Annotated in this window: 22 protein-coding genes and 1 other annotated feature; of the genes, 2 read left to right on the top strand and 20 right to left on the bottom strand. The window is 54.7% G+C overall.

All coding sequences use genetic code 11. The annotated features are described in order from the left end of the window. Positions 1-45: 45 nt before the first annotated feature. Positions 46-277: a binding site (T-box leader), on the bottom strand. Between the two features lie 201 nt (positions 278-478). From ahpF to ABS784_RS02635, 10 genes are all read right to left on the bottom strand, one after another. Then, positions 479-2,008: an alkyl hydroperoxide reductase subunit F gene (gene ahpF / locus ABS784_RS02590; RefSeq protein ID WP_023634352.1), complete on the bottom strand. Its 1,530-nt coding sequence runs from the start codon at positions 2,006-2,008 to the stop codon at positions 479-481. A 14-nt stretch (positions 2,009-2,022) separates the two neighbouring features. Beyond that, a complete protein-coding gene (ahpC, locus tag ABS784_RS02595; RefSeq protein WP_011232052.1) occupies positions 2,023-2,586 on the bottom strand; it encodes an alkyl hydroperoxide reductase subunit C in 564 nt (187 codons plus the stop codon). A gap of 234 nt (positions 2,587-2,820) precedes the next feature. After that, entirely contained in the window at positions 2,821-2,994 is a 174-nt protein-coding gene (locus ABS784_RS02600) for a hypothetical protein (RefSeq protein ID WP_020756192.1), read from the bottom strand. Between the two features lie 81 nt (positions 2,995-3,075). Beyond that, positions 3,076-3,534 carry a D-aminoacyl-tRNA deacylase gene (gene dtd / locus ABS784_RS02605; protein ID WP_031205947.1) on the bottom strand — a complete coding sequence of 153 codons (459 nt, stop codon included), beginning with the start codon at positions 3,532-3,534 and terminating at the stop codon, positions 3,076-3,078. 23 nt (positions 3,535-3,557) lie between these two features. Next, entirely contained in the window at positions 3,558-5,756 is a 2,199-nt protein-coding gene (locus tag ABS784_RS02610; RefSeq protein ID WP_011232055.1) for a RelA/SpoT family protein, read from the bottom strand. A gap of 148 nt (positions 5,757-5,904) precedes the next feature. Continuing rightward, a complete protein-coding gene (locus tag ABS784_RS02615) occupies positions 5,905-6,417 on the bottom strand; it encodes an adenine phosphoribosyltransferase (protein ID WP_013144641.1) in 513 nt (170 codons plus the stop codon). Then, a complete protein-coding gene (gene recJ, locus ABS784_RS02620) occupies positions 6,408-8,774 on the bottom strand; it encodes a single-stranded-DNA-specific exonuclease RecJ (protein WP_047758190.1) in 2,367 nt (788 codons plus the stop codon). Before recJ ends, ABS784_RS02615 begins: the two co-directional genes overlap by 10 nt. Positions 8,775-8,831: 57 nt before the next feature. Then, positions 8,832-9,740 carry a cation diffusion facilitator family transporter gene (locus ABS784_RS02625; RefSeq protein WP_014196411.1) on the bottom strand — a complete coding sequence of 303 codons (909 nt, stop codon included), beginning with the start codon at positions 9,738-9,740 and terminating at the stop codon, positions 8,832-8,834. A gap of 136 nt (positions 9,741-9,876) precedes the next feature. After that, positions 9,877-12,129 (bottom strand): protein translocase subunit SecDF, encoded by a 2,253-nt coding sequence (secDF, locus tag ABS784_RS02630; RefSeq protein ID WP_047758105.1) that lies wholly within the window; start codon positions 12,127-12,129, stop codon positions 9,877-9,879. A 112-nt stretch (positions 12,130-12,241) separates the two neighbouring features. Then, on the bottom strand, positions 12,242-12,529 hold the full coding sequence (locus ABS784_RS02635) for a post-transcriptional regulator (protein WP_013524218.1): 288 nt from the start codon (positions 12,527-12,529) through the stop codon (positions 12,242-12,244). Between the two features lie 111 nt (positions 12,530-12,640). On the opposite strand from ABS784_RS02635, the gene spoVB reads away from it, so the two are divergent. Then, a complete protein-coding gene (gene spoVB / locus ABS784_RS02640; RefSeq protein WP_033025909.1) occupies positions 12,641-14,203 on the top strand; it encodes a stage V sporulation protein B in 1,563 nt (520 codons plus the stop codon). A 66-nt stretch (positions 14,204-14,269) separates the two neighbouring features. After that, positions 14,270-14,653, top strand: coding sequence for a TIGR04086 family membrane protein (locus ABS784_RS02645; protein ID WP_033006360.1), 384 nt, complete (start codon positions 14,270-14,272; stop codon positions 14,651-14,653). A gap of 163 nt (positions 14,654-14,816) precedes the next feature. Here ABS784_RS02645 and yajC read toward each other — a convergent pair whose 3' ends face one another. From yajC to nadE, 10 genes are all read right to left on the bottom strand, one after another. After that, positions 14,817-15,089, bottom strand: a complete 273-nt coding sequence (gene yajC / locus ABS784_RS02650) for a preprotein translocase subunit YajC (protein ID WP_023633728.1) — start codon at positions 15,087-15,089, stop codon at positions 14,817-14,819. Positions 15,090-15,112: 23 nt separating this feature from the next. After that, positions 15,113-16,255 carry a tRNA guanosine(34) transglycosylase Tgt gene (tgt, locus tag ABS784_RS02655; protein ID WP_033014797.1) on the bottom strand — a complete coding sequence of 381 codons (1,143 nt, stop codon included), beginning with the start codon at positions 16,253-16,255 and terminating at the stop codon, positions 15,113-15,115. Between the two features lie 17 nt (positions 16,256-16,272). Next, complete coding sequence (gene queA, locus ABS784_RS02660) at positions 16,273-17,301, bottom strand: tRNA preQ1(34) S-adenosylmethionine ribosyltransferase-isomerase QueA (protein ID WP_023633730.1); 1,029 nt, start codon at positions 17,299-17,301, stop codon at positions 16,273-16,275. A 15-nt stretch (positions 17,302-17,316) separates the two neighbouring features. Then, positions 17,317-17,523, bottom strand: a complete 207-nt coding sequence (locus ABS784_RS02665) for a DUF2905 domain-containing protein (RefSeq protein ID WP_013524224.1) — start codon at positions 17,521-17,523, stop codon at positions 17,317-17,319. After that, positions 17,520-18,521 carry a Holliday junction branch migration DNA helicase RuvB gene (gene ruvB / locus ABS784_RS02670; protein ID WP_011232067.1) on the bottom strand — a complete coding sequence of 334 codons (1,002 nt, stop codon included), beginning with the start codon at positions 18,519-18,521 and terminating at the stop codon, positions 17,520-17,522. The genes ABS784_RS02665 and ruvB overlap by 4 nt, the downstream gene beginning before the upstream one ends. Positions 18,522-18,546: 25 nt before the next feature. Further along, positions 18,547-19,131: a Holliday junction branch migration protein RuvA gene (gene ruvA, locus ABS784_RS02675; RefSeq protein ID WP_011232068.1), complete on the bottom strand. Its 585-nt coding sequence runs from the start codon at positions 19,129-19,131 to the stop codon at positions 18,547-18,549. A gap of 103 nt (positions 19,132-19,234) precedes the next feature. Continuing rightward, positions 19,235-19,711, bottom strand: coding sequence for an intercompartmental signaling factor BofC (locus ABS784_RS02680; protein WP_011232069.1), 477 nt, complete (start codon positions 19,709-19,711; stop codon positions 19,235-19,237). A gap of 228 nt (positions 19,712-19,939) precedes the next feature. Next, positions 19,940-20,680 (bottom strand): YebC/PmpR family DNA-binding transcriptional regulator, encoded by a 741-nt coding sequence (locus tag ABS784_RS02685; protein ID WP_014196414.1) that lies wholly within the window; start codon positions 20,678-20,680, stop codon positions 19,940-19,942. Positions 20,681-20,818: 138 nt separating this feature from the next. Further along, positions 20,819-21,553: a YhcN/YlaJ family sporulation lipoprotein gene (locus ABS784_RS02690; RefSeq protein WP_011232071.1), complete on the bottom strand. Its 735-nt coding sequence runs from the start codon at positions 21,551-21,553 to the stop codon at positions 20,819-20,821. A gap of 115 nt (positions 21,554-21,668) precedes the next feature. Next, positions 21,669-22,409, bottom strand: a complete 741-nt coding sequence (gene nadE / locus ABS784_RS02695) for an NAD(+) synthase (RefSeq protein ID WP_011232072.1) — start codon at positions 22,407-22,409, stop codon at positions 21,669-21,671. Positions 22,410-22,417: the final 8 nt, after the last annotated feature.

Below are 22,417 nucleotides of genomic sequence, written 5' to 3' on the forward strand. Positions count from 1 at the left end.
CTCATCCTCCTTTGCCCAAAATAAAACGCCCTTGTCCCTGTGATCGATAGGGACGAGAGCGTCATTCCCGCGGTGCCACCCTAATTGAAGCCGATCCGGCTTCCGCTTGTCGCCATTAACGCATGGCACACGTTCCCCTTTACTGGCGCAAAGCGCGTTCAAAGGGAAACCTACGGAGTGTCTTTCGTTAAGCCATCATGGAGAAGCGCTCGCAGCCTTGGGCGCTTCCTCTCTGGCCATGTGGACCTTAACTACTTTTCTCCATCATCGGTTGTTCCGTATGAGAAAGATGTAATTTTATATTACGGACAATCTCGCCCGTTTGTCAAGTTGTCCTAGCAGCTGTGATCCATGGTTGTTCGCAAAGAGAAAAACCTTGATGTCTCATCGCATTTTTCTCCTTGTTGTAAAAAAAGAGAGCCGATTCATTGAACCGCCCCTCCATGGGATCGAAGAGGCGGTCCACCTTCGGCTCTCTTTAATGGCGAATCAAATAATCAAACGCGCTTAACGCTGCGGTTGCACCCGAGCCCATCGAAATAATGATTTGCTTATAGGCGCTGTCCGTGCAGTCGCCCGCGGCAAAGACGCCTTCAATGTTCGTCGCGCCGCGTTTATCGACGATAATTTCACCGAAGCGATTCCGTTCCACCGTTCCTTCCAACCATTCGGTGTTCGGAACAAGGCCGATTTGCACGAACACGCCTTGCAATTCGATATGATGTTCTTCTCCTGTTTCCCGGTCAATGTACGTCAAGCCGTTGACTTTGTCCGTGCCGGTGATTTCCGTCGTTTGCGCGTTTTTAATCACCGTTACGTTCGGCAAGCTGTACAAACGATCTTGCAAAACAGCATCGGCCTTGAGTTCAGGGGCGAACTCAAGCAGCGTCACATGGCTGGCGATGCCAGCGAGGTCAATCGCCGCTTCGACTCCAGAGTTCCCGCCGCCGATGACCGCCACGTGCTTCCCTTCGAACAGCGGGCCGTCGCAATGCGGGCAATAGGCGACCCCTTTGTTTTTGAACTCTTCCTCGCCCGGCACGCCAAGGTTGCGCCAACGGGCGCCCGTTGCGATCACAACCGTTTTGCTTTTCAACACGGCGCCGTTTTCCAACTCGACTTCAATCAAGTCTTTTTTCTCGAGTCGTTTTGCCCGCTGCGAGTTCATGATGTCGACGTTGTATTGCTTCACATGTTCCTCAATGCTGGCCGCAAGCTTCGGTCCTTCCGTATATTTGACGCTGATAAAGTTTTCAATGCCGAGCGTATCTAAAATTTGTCCACCGAAGCGCTCCGCAACAATCCCAGTGCGAATGCCTTTGCGCGCTGCGTAAATGGCTGCTGTCGCACCCGCAGGGCCGCCGCCGACTACCAACACATCGAATGGCTCTTTGTCAGCAAAGGAAGAAGCATCCGGAGCACTCCCTAATTTGGCGAGGATATCTTCAAGCGACATGCGGCCGCTCGCGAACAGTTTGCCGTTTAAAAACACCGTTGGTACGGCCATAATCCCTTTTTGCTCCGCTTCTTCTTTAAACGCCGCCCCGTCGATCATCGTATGCGAAATGTCTGGGTTCAACACGCTCATGATGTTGAGCGCTTGGACGACGTCCGGGCAGTTGTGGCAGGTCAAGCTGACGTACGTTTCAAAATGATGTTTGCCTCTGATTTGTTGAATGCGGTCCACGACGTCTTGGCTGACTTTCGGCGGCCGCCCGCTCACTTGAAGCAACGCCAAAACGAGGGACGTAAATTCATGGCCGAGCGGCACGCCGGCGAAGGTGATGCCGGTGTTTTCGCCGACCCGGTTGACGCTGAAGCTTGGCGTTCGTTCCAGCTTCGCTTTTTCGACTTTGATTTTCGACGACATCGCCGTTAATTCATCGATTAAAGCAAGCATATCGCGGGAAACGTTGTCGTCTCCCGCGCTTACCGTCAAGACAATATCATTTTCAAGCAATTGCAAATACTGGGCTAGTTGCGCCTTGATGTCAGCATCCAGCAGCATCGCCTAAGCCCCCCTTAAATTTTGCCGACGAGGTCTAGGCTTGGCTTCAGCGTTTCCGCTCCTTCTTTCCATTTCGCCGGGCAGACTTCACCCGGATGGTTGCGCACATATTGGGCCGCTTTAATTTTATCAATCAGCGTGCTGGCGTTGCGGCCGATGCCGTCCGCATTGATTTCCACCGCTTGAATGACGCCGTCTGGATCGATGATGAACGTGCCGCGCTGCGCCAATCCTTGTTCTTCATCGAGCACATCAAACATGCGCGACAGTTGATGCGAAGGATCGCCAATCATCACGTATTCGATTTTGCTGATGGCTGGCGATGTATCGTGCCATGCTTTATGAGTAAAGTGAGTGTCGGTCGAAACCGAGTACACTTCCACACCAAGTTCTTTAAACGTCGCGTAATGATCTTGCAAATCTTCGAGCTCCGTCGGGCAGACGAACGTAAAGTCCGCTGGATAGAAGCAAACGATGCTCCATTTCCCCATGAAGTCTTGCTCTGTCACTTCGATGAATTCGCCGTTGTGATACGCTTGGGCACGGAATGGTTGTACTTTTTTCCCAACCAAAGACATTGCTTCATCTACCTCCTGCGACTGTTAGTTTATAATAATTTTAAACCAATACTTATTATCATATAGGGGCATATGTTTGTCAATACATATGCAATGGATTTTTTCCTCTACCGAGCCGGATCAGTGTTGAGCGGATGCGCAACGCTCATTCGCAGCTGTTTCGTCTGAACGGCCACACCGCCTAGGCCCACGAAACATCCACACGCCCCGTGCGCTCCTTCCAACTCGCCATGTTTACGGACGGGGCTGCTGTTTTTTCAACATTTGTACGTCTTTCGGCGCCACACCGAATTCGGATGCCAACTCAAACGCTCTATATTGGGCCTCGAGCCGCACCCATTCGTGAAAGTCGACGGACAGCACATCGTTTGTCCGGTGCGCCTGCTCGCCTCTTTTGGTTTGCCGCATCGCGCTCCTCCTTTCTCTATCGCCGCACTTGTTTTCATCTTTCCCATTTTTCGCCGAAAATAAAAAAGAAACCGGGAAACTTCATCTGTTTCCCGGTTTCTCGCTGCTGTCGATGATCAAGGTGACTGGCCCGTCGTTTGTGAGCGATACGTCCATCATCGCACCGAATACGCCGGTTTCTACATGAACGCCTCTTTCGCGCAAAGCGGCGTTGAACGCCTCATACAGCGGCAAGGCATGGTCGGGCTTGGCCGCCGCCATAAAGTTCGGGCGCCGGCCTTTTCGGCAGTCGCCGTAAAGGGTGAACTGCGACACCGACAGCACCGCCCCGCCGACGTCAAGCAAGGAGCGGTTCATTTTTCCGTCTTCATCTTCAAAAACGCGCAAATGAGCGATTTTCTCAGCCAAATAGGCAGCATCGTCTTCTGTATCTTCATGCGTGATGCCAAGAAGGACGACAAAACCCGCATCAATGGCACCAACGACTTCGCCGCCGACGGTGACTTTGGCCTCTTTCGCCCGCTGGATGACCGCTCTCACTTGCATCCCTCCTTTCGCCGCCCTTAGTTGTTCATCAAGCGCTGGACGGAATAAATGTCGGGAATTTGTTTGATTCGTTCGACGACTTTTTGCAAGTGGCTCAAATTATGAATGGCGATTGTCATATGGATCGTCGCAATTTTATGTCGGTGGTCTGAGCGTCCCGAGACGGCGGAAATATCGGTGCGCGTTTCATTCACCGCCTGCAGCACCTCATTCAGCAAACCGCGGCGGTCAAATCCGGTGATCTCAATGTCCACGTTATATTCACGCTCGCCGTTTGCTCCGCTCTCCCATTCTACGGCAATCAACCGATCGGCCGCTTCTTCGGTCTTGACGTTCGGGCAATCGGCGCGGTGGACGGAAATGCCGCGGCCGCGGGTGATAAAGCCGATAATCTCATCGCCCGGCACCGGGTTGCAGCAGCGCGACAAACGGATGAGCAAGTTGTCCATTCCTTGGACGCGAATGCCGCAGTCGCGCTTTTTGCCAGCTGGCAGCTTGGCTTCGAAGACCGCTTCGGCCAGTTTGCGCTGCTGTTCCTCGAGATCGCGCTGCTTTCGCCATTTTTCCGTCAACCGATGGGCGATTTGCGCCGCTGTGATGCCATGATAGCCGACTGCCGCATACATATCGTCTTCGTTCGAGAAGTTGAACTTTTCGGCGACGCGCTTTACGTTGTCGGCCGTCATCACTTCTTTCGGCTCAAAGCCGAGGCTGCGCACCTCTTTTTCGACCATCTCTTTGCCTTTTTCGATGTTTTCTTCGCGCCGTTGCTTTTTGAAAAACTGGCGGATTTTGTTGCGCGCCTGCGACGTTTTCGCCAGTTTCAGCCAGTCTTGGCTCGGACCGTACGAATGATTGGAAGTTAAAATTTCGACGATGTCGCCCGTTTGCAGCTTGTAGTCAAGCGGCACCATTTTGCCGTTGACTTTCGCCCCGATCGTCTTGTTGCCGATTTCCGAATGGATGCGGTAAGCGAAATCGATTGGCACCGATCCGGCCGGCAGCTCGATGACATCGCCTTTTGGCGTGAAGACGAACACCATGTCGGAAAACAAATCCATCTTGAGCGATTCCATGAACTCTTCGGCATTGCTGGCGTCGTTTTGCCATTCCAAAATTTCCCGAAACCAAGACAGCTTTTCTTCAAACGAGTTGGGTTTGATCGTCTTTCCTTCTTTGTACGCCCAGTGGGCGGCGATCCCGAACTCGGCGATTTGATGCATTTCAAACGTGCGGATTTGCACCTCGAGCGGTTCGCCTTTTGGGCCGATCACCGTCGTATGGAGCGATTGGTACATGTTCGGCTTCGGCATGGCGATGTAGTCTTTGAAGCGTCCTGGCATCGGCTTCCAGCATGTATGGATGATGCCGAGCACCGCGTAGCAGTCTTTAATGCTGTTGACAATGATGCGGACAGCGAGCAAATCGTAAATTTCATTAAACTGTTTGTTTTGCATTACCATTTTTCGGTAAATGCTGTAAATATGCTTCGGGCGTCCGGAAATTTCGCACGGGATGTGCACTTCATTAAGTCGTTCGCGCACCTCTTGAATGACCTCTTCCAAATATTGCTCGCGCTCGGCGCGCTTTTTCTTCATCAAATTGACGATGCGGTAGTACTGCTGCGGATTTAAATAGCGAAGCGCCGTATCCTCAAGCTCCCACTTAATTTTCGAAATGCCGAGCCGATGCGCGAGCGGGGCGAAAATTTCAAGCGTCTCGTTGGCGATGCGCCGCTGCTTCTCCGCCGGCAAATGCTTCAGCGTCCGCATGTTGTGCAGACGGTCGGCCAGCTTGATTAAAATGACGCGGATATCTTGCGCCATGGCCAAAAACATTTTCCGGTGGTTTTCCGCCTGCTGTTCTTCCTGCGATTTATATTTAATTTTCCCAAGCTTCGTCACCCCATCGACAAGCATCGCCACTTCCGCGCCGAACTCGCGCTCGAGGTCTTCTTTTGTCGCCTCGGTGTCTTCGATGACATCATGCAAAAACCCGGCGGCGATCGTTGTCGCGTCCATCTTTAAGTCCACCAAAATGCCCGCGACTTGAATCGGATGGATGATGTATGGTTCGCCCGATTTCCGAAATTGGTCGCGATGGGCGTGCTTGGCAAACTCATACGCCTTTTTCAAAAAGGCGACGTCTTGTTCCGACAAATAACAGCTCGCTCGTTCAAACACTTGCTCCGCTGTCAGCACTTGTTCATTGGCCATAGGGTTGAATCACCTTTTTAATCGATTAAAATTGAAGCTGCAAAGCACAGAGGTCCGTTGCGTTCATACGGTTAATAAGAAAGAGCACTCATGTGTGAGTGCCCCTTTTTTCTTTATTGTATCCGAAGATGCGAACAATGTCGACTGTTTAAAACTGCATCAGCGTCAAAATATCGTAGCCTTCCAATTTTTTGCGGCCGCCAAGCTCGGTAAGCTCAATCAAAAACGCCAATCCGGCCACCACTCCGCCGAGCTGTTCCACCAAATCGATCGTCGCCCGCATCGTCCCGCCCGTCGCCAGCAAATCGTCGGTGATCAACACGCGCTGCCCTGGCTTAATGGCATCTTTATGCATCGTCAAGACATCTGTTCCATATTCCAGGCCATACTCCACACGGACGACTTCGCGCGGCAGCTTCCCTTCCTTGCGCACCGGCGCAAATCCGACGCCAAGCGCATAGGCGACTGGGCATCCGATGATAAAGCCGCGCGCTTCCGGACCAACGACGATATCGATTTGTTTTTCGCGCGCATATTGAACAATTTGGTCGGTCGCATATTTGTACGCCGGACCGTTGTCCATCAGCGTTGTAATATCTTTAAACATGATGCCCGGCTTCGGGAAATCGGGCACAATCGTAATGTATTGTTTTAAGTCCATGATACGTTTGCCTCCTCGTGCGTTTGCGAACGTGTCATTTCCGCCAAACAGCGTTTCAATTGCTCGTAAGTGGAATAGACTAACTGATGCTCCGCCTCGAGCTCGTCCCGCCGCCGGCGGTACGTCGGCGATTCGTGCAAATCGCGCTTCGCCGGCTGATGAACGAGCGAAATGACGCCGTTTTGTTCGTTGATAAAGTCAAGCTCTAAAAATACTTTCGCCATAAAATGAACCGTCTCTTCCGTCCAACCGCGGGCGCGGGCCAGCTCACCACCGCGCTTGGCGAGCGGAAACGAACGGTGTTGATGCAAAAAGGCGTAAAACCATTTAAAATGGTCGCGCGTCGGAAACGTGCGGAAAAATTGCGCCTCGGGCTGGGCAAACACCGCGTAAATGCGCGCCGGCCGCCCGCTGCCAAGAAGCGCCGACAGCAAGGCCAGCCGCGGCGGCACGTCAAGCAGCACGACATAGCGGTCGTCAATCGATAAGGCGCCCGCCTCTTCTTCGGTCGGCACGCAATGAAGCTCCCCGCGAAATGGCGCCACGTCCGGGCGCTGCCCAGTTTCACAGCGAAAGGAGACGACTAGCCGCTTCTCTTTTGGCAGCCGCTCAAGAAGTGGACGGACGTCGCGGCAGCCGCGGACGTCAAACAGCTGGCAGTCGCTGACCGCCAGATCACACAACGACAGCTGCGGCTTGGCGAACCCGTTCCATTCGTTCACCGACAGCTCCCCGACCGCCGAAATGCGCGCATCCGGAGCGATTTCTTCGCATAACGGCCCAAGGCCGAAGCCGATGGCATCGATCGCGGCCCCGTCTTGGGAAAAGACGGCTTTCATATGGGCTCCGTTCGCCCCGACGCGCCGCATGGTTTCAACGGACGCCCCTTCAATGAGAACAAGCGGCCGCGGATTGCCGACGCCAAACGGAGCGAACCGCTCAAGGCTGCGGGCGGCCGACAGCGTCAACTCAGCAATCGAACAGGAAGCATCAATGAACGTCGGCGGCGTAAAATCGTCCTCAGACAACGTTTCGGCGGCGATGTCGTTCAGCCGTTGCCGTAATTCTTCGACATCATCAAGCGACAATGTCATCCCCGCCGCCATCGGGTGGCCGCCAAAGTGCGGCAACAGGTCGCGGCATTGCGACAGGCTGGCGAATAAGTCAAACCCATGAATGCTGCGGGCTGACCCTTTGGCGATCCCTTTTTCCCGGTCGATTGAAAGCACGACCGCCGGGCGGTAAAACTGCTCGACAAGCTTAGAAGCGACAATGCCCACCACTCCGGCATTCCATCCTTCGCCTGCCACAACCAAGACGCGATGTTCCTCAGGAGGAAATTGGCGGCGCACCATGTCCGCCGCTTCTTCAGCGATTTGTGCCACAAGCTGCTGACGTTCGCGGTTTAACTCGTCCATCTCCGCCGCCAGCTGCACCGCTTCGTTCTCATCGTCCGTCATTAAGAGCGCCACTGCCGGATCGGCGCCGCCGAGGCGCCCCGCCGCGTTCAAGCGCGGAGCGATGACAAATCCGACCGTCTGTTCGTTGATGGCCGCCGCATCAATGCGGCATTGCCGAAAAAGAGCGCGCAGCCCGATGCGCTCCGTCGCTCGCAACGCTTCAAGCCCGTGTGCAACAAAGAGGCGGTTTTCCCCAACAAGCGGAACCAAATCAGCGATCGTGCCGATCGCGACCAAATCAAGCAAATGGCGCGGCACCCGCCCAAGCAAGGCATGGGCTACCTTAAACGCAACGCCGACGCCGGCTAAATCGCGAAACGGATATGTACTTCCCGGCTGCTTCGGATGAATGATCGCATGCGCCTCCGGCAACACCGGACCTGGCTCGTGGTGATCCGTTACGATGACATCCATCCCCCACTCGTTGGCGGCCGCAATTTCCTTGACCGCCGCAATCCCATTGTCGACGGTCACAATGACGGAAACGCCGCGCTCTTTTGCGGAGCGAAACGCCGCCATGTTCGGCCCGTATCCTTCCGTAAATCGGTTCGGAATGTAGAACTCGACCGACGCCCCCGCCTCCTTGAGAGCACTCACCATCACCGACGTGCTGCAAACGCCATCGGCATCGTAATCGCCGTATACCAACACGCGTTCACCCGCGTCGATCGCCCGCTTTAGACGCTGAATCGCTCGCTCCATCCCATCAAGCAAAAACGGATCATGAAACGGTTGCTCAAGCGGATTGAGAAACGCCGCCGCCTCCGAGGCCGTCCGCACCCCGCGGCGGACGAGAAGCCTCGCCAATAAGGGCGTGACGCCGGCTTCCTCAGCCAGCCGCCTCACCGCCTGCTCATCGAGGCGCTCCACCTCCCAACGCGTTTTCGCTTTCAACATGTCTCCCACCTCAACTCTCCTTATTATACAAAAAGGAGAAAAGGGCAGGCAACGACATTACGGTTTTTTTTCCGGGTTGTACGGGTTGATGTGAACCATGACATTGCGGACGCGCGGCAGCGTCAGCAGTTTTTCTTTCACTTTCTTTCCGATCCGGTGCCCCTCTTCGACCGTCAATTGCGGATCGACGGCGATTTTCAAATCGACGATGACGTAATGGCCGTGCTCGCGCGCATGCAGCTCATTGATTTGCCGCACATCGGGAATGGACAAGACCGCCTCGCGCAAATAGCCGGCCTCTTCCTCGTGAAGCACATGGTCGATCGCCGTATGGACCGACTGTCGGCCAAGGTCCCATGCCATTTTCAGAACAAGCAGCGAGACGAACAATCCGGCGAGCGGGTCGGCGTATACAAGCCAGTCAATCTCCCATTTTCCACCGACAATGGCGGCGCCGACGCCGATGAGCGCAGCAAACGACGAAAACACATCCGATCGGTGCTCATAGGCGTTGATGATCAGCGCATCGCTGTTTAGCTTTTTCCCGAGCCGGTATTTATAGCGAAACATCGCTTCTTTGACAGCAATCGACAACAACAAGACGTAAATGGCGGCCGCCCCGGGCGGCGACAGTGGGGCGAAAAATGACAGAAACGCCGAGCGCCCGATCTCGATCCCAACGAGAAATAGAAGAACCGCCACAATAATGGCGGCGATTGATTCCGCTTTCCCATGCCCGTACGGATGATCCTCATCCGGCGGGCGCGCAGCGGCCCGCAGTCCGACCCAAACGGCGAACGAGCCGGCAACATCGGACGCTGAATGGGCGGCATCAGCGATCAACGCTTGGCTTTGGCTCCACACGCCGACCGCCGCCTTGACAGCAGCAAGCGCCATATTTCCAGCGATCCCGACGATCGCTGCCGTTTTCGCCTGCCTGAACCGCTGTTCGTGTTCCATGGCCATCTCCCCCACCTTTGCATTCAGCAGCCTCACGCGCTGCCTATGTTGCATCTGACGGTTAGTGTATCCATTTTCCGCCCTAAGCATTGCACCGAACAAAAAGGCGCCGGAAAAGCACATTCGCTTTTCCGGCGCGCTGTTACACTTGCGGTTCGGCCTCGGCCGCCGCTTTTTTGGCTCCTTTCCCTTTTTTGAGCTCCTGTCCTTTCCAAACGACCCAAAGCTGAGAAGCGATGCAAAGCGACGAATAGACGCCGCACACAAGTCCAACGAGCAAGGCGAGGTTGAAATTGCGGATCGCTTCGCTGCCAAAGATGAGCAACGCGATGACCGTAAACAAGACGGTCAAGACGGTATTGACCGAGCGCGTAAATGTTTGCTGCAACGCCCGGTTGACGATATGCTTCAAGTCGTCGACCGTTTTCACTTTCCGCTTTTTCATCAAATCCCGGATGCGGTCAAACGTGACGATCGTATCGTTGATCGAGTACCCGATGATCGTCAGCACCGCGGCGATGAATGTCAAATCGACTTCAAGACGCGTCAAGCTGAACACGGTAATAATAAAAAACGCATCGTGCAATAAGGCGACAATGGCTGCGAGCGCCATTCGCCACTCAAAGCGAATCGTCACGTAAAGAATGATGCCGATGGATGAAATAAGCACAGCAATGAGCGCGTTGCGAGCCAGCTGCTTGCCGACGACCGGAGAGACGGTGCTGATGTTTGGTTCGTTGCCATACGCTTGCTTCAATTCATTTTTCAGCTTGGCAATTTCTTGCTTATCGAGCACGCCAATCAAGCGGACGACGCCTGTTTTCCCATCCGTGCCGGACAGGACGACATCTTCCGGCTTGTAGCCGAGCCGCTCGAAATAGCCGCTCAACTCTTTTGCATCGATCGGCTGGCTGCTCGTCACCTCAACGCGCGTTCCGCTCGTGAAGTCAATGCCAAGATTCAGCCCCAGGGCAAACAACGAGATGACGCCGGCGATCGTCAATGCGCCAGAGAAAATGAAAAACTTTTTGCTATGTTTGACAAAATCCCAGCGGTCAAACTTCGTCGGCACTTCCGTTTCCTCGGTCGTTTCGGCAATGTTTAAGATTTCCGACTTTTTGACGCCAAACCACTCCGGCTTTTTATCGAGCCAGCGGCTTGACACAAGCAGTCCGAGCAACAGCCGCGTGCCGTAAACGGCGGTGAGAAAGCTGACGACGATGCTGATGATGAGCGTCGTCGCAAACCCTTTCACCGAGCTTGTCCCGTAAATAAAAAGAACAGCGCCGGCGATGATCGTCGTAAGGTTGGCGTCAAAAATCGTCGCAAACGACCCGCGGTTGCCAGCACGGAACGCCGACAGCATCGACTTGCCGAGCTTCAGCTCCTCTTTGATCCGTTCGTACGTAATAATGTTGGCATCGACCGCCATCCCAACCCCCAAAATCAGGGCGGCAATGCCTGGCAGCGTCATAACGACGTTCATCCAATCAAACAAAAGCAAAATCAAATAAATGTATACCGACAGCGTAATGACGGCGATGATCCCGGGAAGCCGGTAAAACCAAATCATGAACAAGAAGATCGCCGCCACACCGATGATGCCGGCCAACACCGTTTTTTGCAGGGCGTTTTTCCCAAACTGAGCGCCGACGGACGTGGAGTAAATTTCATGCAGCTCGACCGGCAGCGCGCCGGCATTGAGCAAATCGGCCAGCTGTTGCGCTTCTTTGACCGTAAAATTGCCGACGATCGACACATCCGTCTGATTGAACACTTGGTTGACTGAAGCGGCGGAAATAAATTTCGGATCAGCTTTGCCCGCTTCTTTCCGGTAGGAGTCCACCCCTTCTTTAAAATCGAGCCAAATGACTAAAATGTTGTTTGGCGGCCCCATTTTATATACTTTTTCCGTCACCTGGCGGAACTTGTCGGCGTCTTTCAATTTCAGAGCGACGCTCGGCCGGCCGTTTTCATCAAACGACAGCTTCGCTCCGCCTTGGACGAGGTCGCTTCCGTCCATAAGCACGTTGTCATTGACATCGCGGAACGTCAATTTCGCCTGCGTGGACAAAATTTCGCGCGCCTCATTTTGGTCTTTCACCCCGGCGAGCTGGACGCGGATGCGGTTTCCTCCCTCGATGTCAACGCGCGGCTCGCTGACGCCAAGGACGTTGATCCGTTTATTCAGCGCGCTGACGGTGCTTTGCAGCGTCTCTTGGTCAATCTTATCGCCTTTTTTGGCCGGCTTCACTTCATACAGCACTTCAAAACCGCCTTGCAAGTCAAGGCCCAGTTTGATGTTATGTACAATTCCTTGAATCGTCGGCCCCATCACTCCGGCGAACAAAAGCAGGAGCAGAAAAAAGGCGACGATGCGGCTTCGTTTTACCATTCTCCTTAAGATCCTCCTTCAACTTGCCTCGGCGCCGTCCGCCGCAGCGCCAAGCAAAACATTGGCCTCGCCTTCCATTATGAAACAGCAGCCGGCAAGTGTCAATTTTCCACTATAACAATTCCTTTAAAACCCGCTCCAACTCATCATCGCCGGCCGCCTGCTGCTTATACGAACGCATCGTCAAAAACATCATATACTCGCTCGGCGAAAGAGAGAAAATGTCGCTGACCAACTCATGCAGTTTTTTTTCCGCCGGCCGATGCTTCCACTTGCGGGAACATAAACATTCCCACAGCCCGTCCATCGTCACTTGCGTATAGCCGAGAAGACGAAACTCATCGCACTTCGACTCGAGCGCCGGCATGAGCTGTTCGCGCAGCTTCCGGTTTTCATCCATCCCCCATACCCCCTTGTATCCATTGCCGCCTGCCAATCTTGTCATGCTTGGCCATGGGCCTTGCATATATTGTATAAAAGACGGAGGCATTTGAGAAGGCAGGGGGAGAAAATGTCTAAATTTTTACAAGGTACGGTCATTTTAATCGCCGCTGGCTTTATTACGAAAATTCTCGGCTTCATCAACCGAATTGTCGTCGCCCGCATGATCGGCGATGAAGGAGTCGGGCTGTACATGATGGCCGTGCCGACGCTCGTTTTAGCGATTACCGCGACGCAGATCGGGCTGCCGGTCGCCATTTCCAAACTCGTCGCCGAAGCAGAGGCGGCCGGCGACCGGCAGCGGGTGAAACAAATTCTCGTCGTGTCGCTGGCCACCACCGGCGCGCTAAGCATCGTGCTTCTGCCGGCGTTGATCGCTGCTGCGCCATGGCTCTCCCGGACGATGTTCACCGACCCGCGCACGTACTATCCGCTTCTTGCCATCGCTCCAATTGTGCCGATCGTCGCCATCTCTTCGGTGCTGCGCGGCTACTTTCAAGGACGCCAGCAAATGAAACCGTACGCCTACTCGCTCTTGATGGAACAAATCGTCCGCATCAGCTTGATCGCTTTATGCACACAGCCGCTTTTGCCGTACGGCGTCGAGTATGCCGCCGCCGGCGCCATGGCGTCTTCCGTTCTCGGCGAGCTGGCAGCATTATTGTATTTGCTGTTTTTATTTAAGGTTAAAAAATCGATTCGCCTGCGGACAAAGTTTTTTCACTACGTCCAAGCCGGCAAAGAGACGTTCGTCCGCCTCATGCGCATTGCCTTGCCGACGACCGGCGGCCGTTTGATCGGCTCGCTTTCTTGGTTTTTTGAGCCAATCGTCGTCGCCAACAGCTTGGCATTGGCCGGCATCGCCGCCTCCACTGCCACAAGGCAATACGGACAGCTTGTCGGCTACGCGCTGCCGTTGTTGACGTTGCCGTCGTTTATTACGTACGCGCTTTCGACCGCCCTGGTGCCGGCCATCAGCGAAGCCATGGCGCAACGCAAGCTGCTTTTGGTCGAATACCGGATCGCCCAGGCGATGCGCTTGTCGCTTGTCACCGGCGGCCTTTCCACCGTCGTTCTTTACTTGTTCGCCGAGCCGCTCATGCGCTGGATGTACGGCACAAGTGAAGCCGCGATCTTTATTCAAGTGATGGCGCCGTTTTTCTTATTGTATTATTTCCAAGGCCCGCTGCAGGCGGTCTTGCAAGGACTGGACTTGGCGAACGCCGCCATGACGAACAGCTTGATCGGAGCAGTGGTGAAGCTCGTGTGCATCTTCGTCCTTGCTTCCCGTCCAAGTTTGGGCATTATGGGCGCGGCGCTGGCGACTGCAGTCAGCACCGTTCTTGTGACGTTGCTTCACTTTGCCACGGTCGTCAAGGTGGTGTCTTTTTCCATCGATGCGCGCGAGTACATCAAAGCGCTTGGCGCCATCATCGCTGCGGGCGCAATCGGCTATGCGCTCTCCCGCCATCCGCTTTTGGCGGTGCCCGCACCGCTTTGGACGCTGCTTGCCATGGCCGCGACAGCCGCCCTATATGCCGCCTGCCTCGTTCTGTTCCGGCTCATCCGGCGCGAAGAGCTCGTCTACCTTCCGGGGCTGCACTGGCTGGCCGGCAAAAACAAGCGAAAATAAACGTCTAAACCTGTCCGGCGGTGAATATATTGTGGTAAAAAGCGTTTGGGCCAAGGAGGGATCGCGGTGTCACGGCTTGGCAGCGCACTGGTGTATGGAATCGCCACAGTTTTTGTGTTGGCGGCGCTCGTCAGCTTCATTTTTTCGTTGTTGCTCAAATGGACGGACATTCACGAATCGTCGCTCACCTGGATCGTGTTTGCCGCCTCGGTTGTCTCGCTGTTTATCGGCGGCGTTGTCGCCGGCGGAAAAAGCCAAGAAAAAGGATGGCTCGCCGGCGGGCTGACCGGCCTCTTATTTACGGCGATCATCTTTTTGTTTCAATTTCTTGGCATGGAAAAATCGTTTACCGTCGAACAATGGCTGTACCACCTTGCCTTTTTCGCCGCTGCTTCCTTAGGCGGCATCGTCGGGGTCAATTTGTCATCGTCGCGCTATGAACGGACGTAAAAACGACAAACCAGCGCAAAAGCAAAAGGTGTCCTCAAAGCAAACGGGACACCTTTTGTGATGGAGAGCGCGATGGTAAGAAACGAGATTGCGTCTCGCTCGCGCTTTTCACACCGCCGTTCAAATCGGCGCTCAAGCTTAGACGCCGATGGCCGCGCTTTCGCTACGCCTTGCTTTCCGCCACCACTTCTCTCACCGCGGAGCGGTCGAACGTCAGTCGCGTGCCGTCGCCGGCGCGAACGATGATTTTGTCCTCATCGACCGAGTCGATGATGCCGTGCAATCCACCGATCGTGATGATTTTATCGCCTTTTTTCAAATTCGCCTGCATTTGCTGGATGGCGCGTTGCCGTTTTTGCTGCGGGCGAATGAGCAAAAAGTAGAAAATCACAAAAAACAGCACAATCGGCAACAAATTGGCGATCGCTGCGTTCATGCAATCCCCCTCCTTTCCGGTCGTCAAAAGTTTTTTGCATTCGGCTTGTTGAAGCCGTAGCGTTCGAAAAATTCCTCACGGAAATCGGCGAGTCGATCTTCGCGGATCGCTTGTCTCACCTGCTCCATCAATTTTATCAAAAAATAGACGTTATGGTAAGACGTGAGGCGGATGCCAAATGTTTCATCACATTTGATGAGATGGCGGATGTACGCGCGCGTATAGTTCCGGCACGTGTAGCAGTCGCAGTTCGGATCGAGCGGCGAGAAGTCGCGAGCGTACTGGGCATTTTTGATCACCACCCGTCCTTCGCTCGTCATCACCGTCCCGTTGCGGCCGATGCGCGTCGGCAATACGCAGTCGAACATGTCGATGCCGCGGATCGCTCCGTCGATGAGCGAATCCGGCGAACCGACGCCCATTAAATAGCGGGGCTTGTCCGCCGGCAGAAGCGGCGTCGTAAACTCAAGCACCCGATTCATGACCTCCTTCGGCTCGCCGACCGACAACCCGCCGACCGCATAGCCCGGGAAATCGAGCGACACTAAATCGCGGGCGCTTTGCCGGCGCAAATCTTCATATTCACCGCCTTGGACGATGCCAAACAGCCCTTGCTCATTCGGGCGGCGGTGCGCCTTCAAGCAGCGCTCCGCCCAACGGCTCGTCCGCTCGATGGACTGTTTCATGTATTCATACGTCGCTGGATACGGCGGGCACTCATCAAACGCCATGATGATGTCGGCGCCAAGCGCATTTTGAATCTCGACTGCTTTTTCCGGCGATAAAAACAGCTTATCGCCGTTTAAATGGTTGCGGAAATAGACGCCTTCTTCCTCGATGCGGCGGAATTCACTGAGGCTGAACACTTGGAAGCCGCCGGAATCCGTCAAAATGCCGCGATCCCAATTCATAAACGCATGCAACCCGCCCGCTTCCGCGACAATGTCATGCCCCGGGCGCAGCCAAAGATGATAGGTGTTGCTTAAAATGACGCCGGCCCCCATTGTCTTCAGCTCTTCCGGCGACAGCGTCTTGACCGTGGCGAGCGTCCCAACCGGCATAAACATCGGCGTTTCAAACGAGCCGTGCGGCGTATGGAGGATGCCAAGGCGCGCGCCCGTCTGCCGGCACGTTTTGATCAGTTCAAAGCGAATCGGTGTCGTCAACGTGCTCGTCTCCTTTCTCAAATGATGAGCATCGCATCACCGAAGCTGAAAAAGCGGTATCGCTCTTTGACCGCTACTTGATACGCGTGCAAAATATTTTCGCGCCCGGCAAGCGCACTCACGAGCATGATGAGCGTCGATTTCGGCAGGTGGAAGTTCGTCACCAGCCCATCAATCCCTTTGAACTCATAGCCCGGATAGATGAAAATGTCGGTCCAGCCGCTTTCTGCAACAAATCGGCCGTTATGTTTGCCGGCGATCGTCTCGAGCGTCCGTGTCGACGTCGTGCCGACGGCGATGATGCGGCCGCCCTGCTCCCGGACGCGGTTTAACGTCTCAGCCGTTTCCTCGCTCATTTGATAAAATTCGGCGTGCATATCGTGCTTCTCGACTTCGTCCACTTGCACTGGCCGAAACGTGCCAAGCCCGACATGAAGGGTGATGAAGACGATATGCACCCCTTTTTCGCGAATGGCGTCAAGCAGCTCTTCGGTGAAATGCAAACCGGCGGTTGGCGCCGCTGCCGAACCAATTTCACGGGCGTACACCGTCTGATACCGTTCCGGGTCGTCAAGCTTTTCTTTAATGTACGGGGGCAGCGGCATCTCCCCAAGTTCGGCCAATACTTCATAAAACAGGCCGTCATACGAAAACTCAAGCACTCGCCCGCCGTGTTCCAGCGTATCGAGGCAGACGGCTTCAAGCTTCCCCTCGCCAAAGGTGAGTTTCGTTCCTGGCTTGACTCGTTTTCCCGGCTTGACGAGCGTCTCCCAACGGTCGCCGTCCAATTGCTTTAACAGCAGCACTTCGACCGTTCCGCCCGTTTCCTCTTTTTCGCCGTAAAGCCGCGCCGGCATGACGCGCGTATCGTTTAAAACGAGGCAGTCGCCCGGATTCAAGTACGAAATAATGTTGCGAAACGTTTCATGGCGAATGGCGCCCGTTCGTTTATCGAGCACCATGAGCCTTGATGCCGCCCGGTCTGGAAGCGGCGTTTGCGCAATCAACTCTTCCGGCAAATGAAAATCAAACAAATCGACTTTCATGCAGTTCTCCTTCCTTCAGCGAAATCGTCCGAGCACGTAAAAAATCAACGATAACACAACGCTCAGCAAGATGGATGTCACAACGGGAAAATAAAACGTCATATTCCCTTTGCGGATGACGATATCCCCCGGCAAGCGGCCGAGTTTGACAAACTGCATGACAAACCCGACAATGATGAGCACAACGCCGATCGTCATGATCAACTTTGGCAAGCTGTTCACCGCTTCGGAACCTCCATTCCTAAATGGGTGTACGCAGCCGGCGTGACGACGCGCCCGCGCGGCGTACGCTGCAAGAGACCGATCTGCATCAAGTACGGCTCATACACTTCTTCAATCGTTTGTGCTTCTTCGCCGATGACGGCCGCCAGCGTTTCGAGCCCGACCGGGCCGCCGGCGAATTTTTCAATCATCGCTGAAAGCAGCTTATGGTCGATTTGGTCGAGCCCGAGCCGGTCGACTTGCAGCCGCTCGAGCGCCTCGACAGCAAGCGGCAGCGTAATTCCCCCCTCTCCGCGCACTTGCGCAAAATCGCGGACGCGCCGCAGCAAACGGTTGGCGATGCGCGGCGTGCCGCGCGCCCGACGGGCAAGCTCAAGCGCCGCTTCGCGCTCGATGCCGATTTGCAAGATGGCCGCCGCCCGCTCAATGATTTGGGCGAGTTGGTCGACGTGATAGTATTCGAGCCGGCTGATGACACCAAACCGGTCGCGAAGCGGCGCCGACAGCGCCCCGGCTCTCGTCGTCGCCCCGACGAGCGTAAATGGCGGCAAGTCGAGGCGAAGCGTGCGCGCATCCGGCCCTTTGCCAATCGTGATATCTAAGCAATAATCTTCCATCGCCGGATAGAGCACCTCTTCCACCGCCCGCGGCAGCCGGTGGATCTCATCAATAAAGAGCACATCCCCCGGCTCAAGCGAAGTGAGAAGCGCCGCCAAATCTCCCGGCCGCTCGAGCGCCGGTCCAGATGTCGCTCGCAGCTTGACGCCCATTTCATTGGCGATGATCACGGCGAGCGTCGTTTTCCCAAGCCCCGGCGGTCCGTACAGCAGCACATGGTCGAGCGTCTCTTCGCGGAGCTTGGCCGCTTCAATGAACACTTTTAAGTTTTCTTTGATCTTATCTTGCCCGATATATTCATGCAAATATTGCGGGCGCAAACTCGGTTCAAGCGCAGTTTCTTCCCCTAAGACCTCCCCGGATACAAGCCGTTCCTCCACCGTCATTCCTCCCTTTGGCCGCTGTTTATCCCAAAAGCAGCGCCAGCGCCCGCTTCACATACTGTTCCGTCGACATCGCTTCTTCGCGGAGCGCCGGAATGATTTTCTCGATCTCCCGTTCAGCGTAGCCGAGCGCCTTGAGCGCCGCCACCGCCTCGGCGAGCGCACCGGAAAGCGGTGCGGCCGAACGTGCAGCCGCCGGCGCCGCAAGCGCCCCGAGCTTCCCTTTTAAATCCAAAATCATTTGCCGGGCCGTCTTTTTGCCCACGCCTGGAAACTTGCATAAAAACGCCTCGTTTTCTTCCTCGATGGCCCGCGCCAGTTCATCCGGACGCCCGGCCGCCAAAATGGCGAGGCCGCCTTTCGGCCCGATGCCCGACACTTGCAGCAGCTTGGCGAACAAGTTGCGCTCCTCGCGCGTTGGGAACCCGTACAAGGCGTGCACACCTTCGCGTACATATTCGTATGTATAGACGGTCACCGCCGCCTCGCGGCTTTCCTGAAACGCAAACGGGTTCGGCGTAAAGATCTCGTAGCCGATGCCGTTATGGTCGATGACGATATATTCCGGGCAGACGTAATCGACATACCCACGGATAAACTCGATCAATGGATGCTCCTCTCCTTTTTTCGTCCTTTCATTGTATCATATGATTTCATTATAGCAAAAAGAAATCCCGCGATGCGCTTTGCACCACGGGCTTTCGCCTGGTTTATTGGACGACCGCAAAATGGCGGTACATTTCGATCACTTGTTCATACCGCTCTTTCGAGAGGACGCGAATTCCTTTCTTCAGCTTTTCTTGCTGACGGCTTTCGAGCTTTTGCACGTCGATTTGGAAAAACGACTGGATGATTTCGCTCGACCGGCCCGGTTTGCCGTTGAAGATAGACAACGTGCCATCGTCCGTAATTCCGAAGTAGCCGTTTGTTTTTAACAACGGCGAAATGTCGTTGATTGTTTTGCGAAACACGATCGTCTGATCATCGAGCGTCACGAGTTGCCAACCGCGATATTTTTTCCATATTTCTGTCATCGAATCGACGGTTTCGGTGACTTTCTCTTCGCTCATCTCTCCGTCCAAGTATTGCCGCTCGAGCACAATCGTCATCTTAACCGGTGCGGCGGAGGCCGAATGAACCGGCAACACGATGGCGGCGATCCACAGTATGAGGGAAAGAATTCGCATCGTTTGTTCCTCTCTTCTCGGATGATGGTTCCTTTACGCCACTAGTTTCACCAGCGGACGCCATTTTATTCCTTGATCCATCAGCTTTTTTGCCAAGCAAGCTGCCGCCGATCCAAAAAGTGGGGCGGGGATTCGAGCCAACGGCGCTCGATCATCATATTCCATTATGTTCCACGACCTTCGAACGTATGTACAAAAAAAATCCGCCGGCTTCGCCGACGGACGTCGCTACTCCTCAAGCACCGATTCGTCCAAATTATGGTACACTTCTTGGACGTCATCATCATCTTCAAGCGTATCGATCAACTTCAGCATTTTTTTCAAATCGTCGCCCTCAAGCGTCGTATACGTTTGCGGAATCATCGTAATTTCCGCGCTGGCAAACGTGAATCCTTGCTGTTCCAGCTCGTCTTTCACCGTTTCAAACGATTCGGGCGCTGTATAAATTTCGAACGATTCGTCCGTTGTTTCCATCTCCTCGGCGCCCGCTTCAATGGCCAACAGCAGCAATTCATCCTCATCAACGTTGTGCTGTTCGCGGTCAATCACGAGCAGCCCTTTGCGCTCGAACAAATAGGAGACGCAGCCCGTTTCCCCTAAATTGCCGCCGTTTTTCGAAAACGCCGCACGCACGTTGGCGGCGGTGCGGTTTTTATTATCCGTCAGGCAAACGACCATGACGGCAACGCCGCCTGGTCCATATCCTTCGTAGCGAATTTCCTCATAGTTGGTATGTTCTTGGGTTCCAGTTGCTTTTTTAATCGCCCGTTCAATGTTTTCGCTCGGCATGTTGGCCGCTTTCGCCTTCTCAATGACAAGGCGCAGGCTCGGATTGGACGCTGGATCGCCTCCGCCGCTTTTGGCGGCCACATAAATTTCCTTCGCCAGTTTCATGAACAGTTTGCCGCGTTTGGCATCTTGAGCATTTTTCCGCCGTTGGATATTTTTCCACTTCGAATGTCCAGCCATCGACAGTTCTCCTCTCATCGCAACGGAATGTTCCGACTATTACTATAGCAAAAAACGCGGAAATTGTCAGCCAAGCTCCAGCGAAGGAGCAGCCATGAAAAAAGGCGCCCCGCTTTTTTGGGACGCCTTTTTCGTTTGTCACCGAGTGTTTTCCGGCCGTTCTTGAATCGTGCCATCGATAAAAATGGTGCGCAAATCACGGCGGATTTCTTCCATATTGATTGGAGTCCCGCGTCGAAGCGCGTTGTCAATCGTGCGAATGCGGTGGTACATGCTCGGATTCGAGGTGACGCGCACCCGCTTGCCGTCCGCGTACGGAGCGACCGCTTGCTCGACACGCTTCTCAAGCCGCTTGGGATGGCGGGCGTCTGTGGCAATCGCGATGAGCGCCTGATCGCCATACACAACCGCGCGGGCATCGTCGACTCCGTTCACCGCTGCGGCGCGGCGGGAGAGCTTCTCAGCCAAACCGCCGGCATAGCTTCGGTAGTACGACGGGTGCGGATCGACGTTTAGCGAGTGCAAATGCCCATGGTAGTTGTAATCACTGTCACCGAAATCGACGTCGGGCGGAAGAGCCGGAACGTCCGTGTCAAACCGGGTCGCTGCTGGTCCTCCGAGGCGGCCGCCGTCCGTCAAATAATCGGTGACCGGACCGCGGCGCGCCCATATATAACGGTTGTCATAATTGAGCGCATTCGTCCCGTATCGGCCATAGCGGAAATCGTCGCCTCGCTCCGTCGAGTAAAAACCGATCGGTCTCGCCGCATCATGATAACGCTGCGCCCCTTCCTCATTCGCCCGGTAGTTGGTGCATGAGGCGAGCAATCCGGCGACCGACAACGCGCCGATCCATCTGACCGCGTATCTCAATGGAAAACCCCCCTTGGTTTCCTTCGCCCAAGGCTGGCATGAAGCCAGCCTTACGTTTAGCTTGCGGCAAACGCGGGGGGTTTATCGCTGTCAGTTCAACCCAACGAGATGACAGCTAAAACTTCGGCGGCGCAATCGCCAACTGCCGTTTATGATGCGAACGTTCATGAAGCCGTTCAATAATTTTCCGATCGCGTTCTGGAATATCTTCCCCTTTTAAATATTTATCGATCATTTCATACGTCGTGCCCATTTCGCTTTCATCCGTCTGCCCTTCCCACAGTCCGGCGCTTGGAGCTTTCTTGATAATTTCTTCCGGGACGCCGAGCAGACGGCCCATTTCGCGCACTTCGCCTTTTGTAAAGTGAATGAGCGGCACTAAATCGACTCCACCGTCACCGTATTTCGTAAAGTAGCCCGTATGCCATTCGGCGGCGTTGTCCGTACCGACGACGAGATAGCCGTAATTGTTGGCGACCGCATACAACGTCGTCATGCGCAAACGCGCCCTTGTATTCGCATCGCCGAGGCGCGCGCGCTCTTCGCTCCATTCCCCGATGGCTTTCAGCTCGGCCTCGACCGCGCCAAACAACGTCCGGTGCGCCTCGGTCAAATCGATGACCAAATGCCGGATGCCGCAGCTTTTCACCACTTTCAGCGCATCTTCCATATCTTTCGGATTGCTTTTGCAAGGCATAATCAGCCCCAGCGAATCGTCCGGAAAGGCACGCTTAATCAAATGGGCGACAACCGCCGAGTCGATGCCGCCGCTGATGCCGACGACCGCCCCGTTTAAACCGGCTGATGAGACTTGGTCACGCAACCATTGCACGAGTTTGTCAATTTTTTCTTGCATCCGCCCTC

It is taken from the genome of Geobacillus sp. G4 (assembly GCF_040327975.1).
Classification (GTDB): Bacteria; Bacillota; Bacilli; order Bacillales; family Anoxybacillaceae; genus Geobacillus; species Geobacillus thermoleovorans.